We start from the raw sequence: 2,788 nt of genomic DNA, 5'->3' as shown, positions 1-2,788 counted from the left end.
CTCCAACACCGACGACGCGATCACCTGGACCGTGACCTTCCTGCCGATGTTCACCGGCATGGCGGTGGCCGGTGAGCCATCCGCAGCGATCCTCGCGCGCGACCACGTGATCTACCCGGTGCCGCTGGCGATCCACCTGATGAGCCTGGAGCTGCTGTTGATCTGGTTCCCCTTCGGCAAGCTGATGCACGCCGTGCTGTTCGCCTTCTCGCGCAGCGCTTCCGGCATCCGGCTGAGCCACCGCGGGGTGGGGCTGTGAGCGGCGCCAGCGGCCAGCCGGCCGCCTTCGATCGCCAGGGCACGCAGGACGACGCCGCGCGCGTCGAGTCGGCGATGGGCAGCTTCGTGCGCGAGTTCGGCGTCACCGCCGCGCTGCACCTCGAATCGTGCGTGCGCTGCGGCCTGTGCGCCGACGCCTGCCACTTCCACGTGGCCACCGGCGACCCGAAGTACACGCCGATCCGCAAGCTCGAGCCGCTCAAGCGCGCCTACCTGCGCGAGGCCAGCGCCTTCGCGCCGCTGGTGCGCGCGCTCGGCCTGGTGCGCCGCACCACCATCGAGGACCTGCAGGAGTGGCAGGAACTGCTCTACGACTCCTGCAACATGTGCGGCCGCTGCACCATGGTCTGCCCGATGGGCATCGACATCGCCGAACTGGTGCGCGTCGGCCGCCACGGCATGTTCAAGGCCGGGCTGGTGCCCGAGCGCCTGGCGCTGATGGACCGCACCGCGCGCCAGTGGGGCAGCACCGCCACGCCGGGCGAAGACCTGCCGGACATCCTCGCCGACGTGGCCGCCGAGCACGGCGTGGAGATCCCCTGCGACCTGCCGCAGGCCGACGTGCTGGTGACCGCCGCGCCGGCCGAACTCGGCGAGCACACCAAGGCGCTGGCCGACGCCGCCAAGATCCTCAACCGCACCGGTGTGCGCTGGACCATGCACCGCGAGGGCTTCGACGCCTCCAACGTCGGATTCAACAACGGTGACCTCGAGTTGCAGGAGCGCCTGACGCGCTCGCTGGTGGACACCGCGGTGAAGATCGGCGCCAAGACCGTGCTGCTGCCCGAGTGCGGCCACGCCTACGGCGCCGCGCGCTGGGAGGCCGCGAAGTGGTACGGCCAGGCGCTGCCGGTGCGCGTGATCCACATGACGGAGTTCCTCGACGAAGCCATCGCCTCGGGGCAGATCCGCGTCAAGCCCATCGGTGAGAGCGCCACCTTCCACGACCCCTGCCAGATCGTGCGGCGCGGCGGGCTGGAGGCGGCGGCGCGGCGCGTGCTCGCCGCGCTCGGCTTCGAGCTGATCGAACTGCAGGACCACGGCACGACGGCCTACTGCTGCGGTGGCGGCGGCGGCGTCATCTCGAACCAGCGCGCCGCACCGCTGCGGCAGAAGGTGTTCCGCATCAAGCAGCAGCAGGTGGAAGCCACCGGCGCGCGCCACTTCGTCACCAGCTGCGGCCAGTGCCGCATCACGCTGGAGACGGGGGCGAAGCAGGCCGGCTGGGACCGCCGGCCCGAGAGCCTGCTGGAACTGGTGGCCGATCAGCTGGCAGACTGAGGGCCCCGCGCGACTGCGCCAGCCTTCGGAATGCCCATGAACGACGATGCCCCTGCGGCCAACGCCACCGCGCCCGGCCTGGAGATCAGCCTGGGCTCGGCGCTCGAGCTGTGCCGGCTTGGACTGGCCACGCTGATCGACATCCGCCAGTCGTTCGAGATCGAGCTCAAGGGCGCGATCCCGGACACGGTGCACGTACCGATGTGCGAGGTGAAGCTGATGCTGGGCCACACGCTCACCGAGGACGAGCAGGACATCCTCGATGCCGGCCAGCCCAAGGACATCGACGCCCAGACCTTCTTCGGCACCATGAACCGCCTGCACCACGGCCGCGACCACCTGCTGCTGTGCATCTGCAACAGCGGCCGGCGCAGCCTGGCCGCCGCCGCGATGCTGCGCCAGCTGGGCTACCCCAAGGCGTTGTCGGTGGCCGGCGGGTTCCAGGCGTGGAAGAAGCTTTCCCAGGGGTGAGCGCCTCGGCGGCCGAGCGCACGACGAGGCGCCCCCTCCTGCGCATCGCCCTGGCAGCAACACTGTGGCCTGCGCTCTTCCCGCCTGCGCGGCGGGCGCGGGCAGGTCTCGACCTGCTGTCGAACGAGTTCAGCGCATCTCGCGACGAGCTGCAGGCTGAACTGGCGAGGCGGTTTCCGATCACGCGCCGCTACGGCGATCTGGCCTCGGTGTCGCTGCACGACCCGCAGCTCGCCCTGGACGGCCATGCCAACCGGGCGACGCTGGCCTCGCGACTGGCGATCGTCAGCCCGTGGCTGCGACCTTCGCCGGTGGGCGGCAAGGTGGCGGTGAGCAGCAGCCTGCGTTGGGATGCCGCAGGCCCTTCCGTGCGCCTGCAGGACCCGCGCACGGAGCATCTGCGCATCGATGGCGTCACCGTCGGCGACGCCGAGGCCCTGGAGCGCATCAGCGCGGCAGTCGTACCGGAAGCTCTGCAGGGCTTTCCCCTGCACACCTTCGGCCCGCGGCAGCTTCCGTTCGGGCTCCGAGTAAGGGGCATCATCATCGGCGCCGACGCGATCAAGGTGCAATTCGAGTAGCCAGTGGTGGGGCTGGGGGAGTCTGCTCGCGGCCAAGAGGTGACATTCGACCCACGGCCCGAAAGCTGCCGCTCGAAATCAAGAACCACTGCGAGTCGCAGTTGCCAAGCGAATCGGCGCCGGTGGCCGACAAACATTTGCATCCGTCTGCACCGCGAGCGCTGCGGTTGTTGTTG

3 protein-coding genes and 1 pseudogene are annotated in these 2,788 nt (G+C 70.1%); all 4 read left to right on the top strand.

Annotated features, from left to right (window positions below):
- A pseudogene (locus AB7U92_RS25345) lies at window positions 1-259 on the top strand (hypothetical protein); the annotation flags it as partial.
- A complete protein-coding gene (locus tag AB7U92_RS25340; RefSeq protein WP_428583351.1) occupies window positions 256-1,560 on the top strand; it encodes a (Fe-S)-binding protein in 1,305 nt (434 codons plus the stop codon). The pseudogene AB7U92_RS25345 and the gene AB7U92_RS25340, both read left to right, overlap by 4 nt.
- Window positions 1,561-1,596: 36 nt before the next feature.
- Window positions 1,597-2,031 carry a rhodanese-like domain-containing protein gene (locus AB7U92_RS25335; protein ID WP_428583349.1) on the top strand — a complete coding sequence of 145 codons (435 nt, stop codon included), beginning with the start codon at window positions 1,597-1,599 and terminating at the stop codon, window positions 2,029-2,031.
- Window positions 2,028-2,612, top strand: coding sequence for a DUF1439 domain-containing protein (locus AB7U92_RS25330; protein WP_428583347.1), 585 nt, complete (start codon window positions 2,028-2,030; stop codon window positions 2,610-2,612). Before AB7U92_RS25335 ends, AB7U92_RS25330 begins: the two co-directional genes overlap by 4 nt.
- Window positions 2,613-2,788: the final 176 nt, after the last annotated feature.

This window comes from Piscinibacter sp., assembly GCF_050175855.1.
Lineage (GTDB): Bacteria > Pseudomonadota > Gammaproteobacteria > Burkholderiales > Burkholderiaceae_C > Piscinibacter.
Note: the sequence above shows the minus strand (reverse complement) of the source record. Positions and strands in the feature narration are given on the sequence as shown.

Coding starts and splice junctions, on each gene's coding strand:
- AB7U92_RS25335 (WP_428583349.1), top strand. CDS start 1,597: ATGAACGACGATGCCCCTGCGGCCAACGCCACCGCGCCCGGCCTGGAG.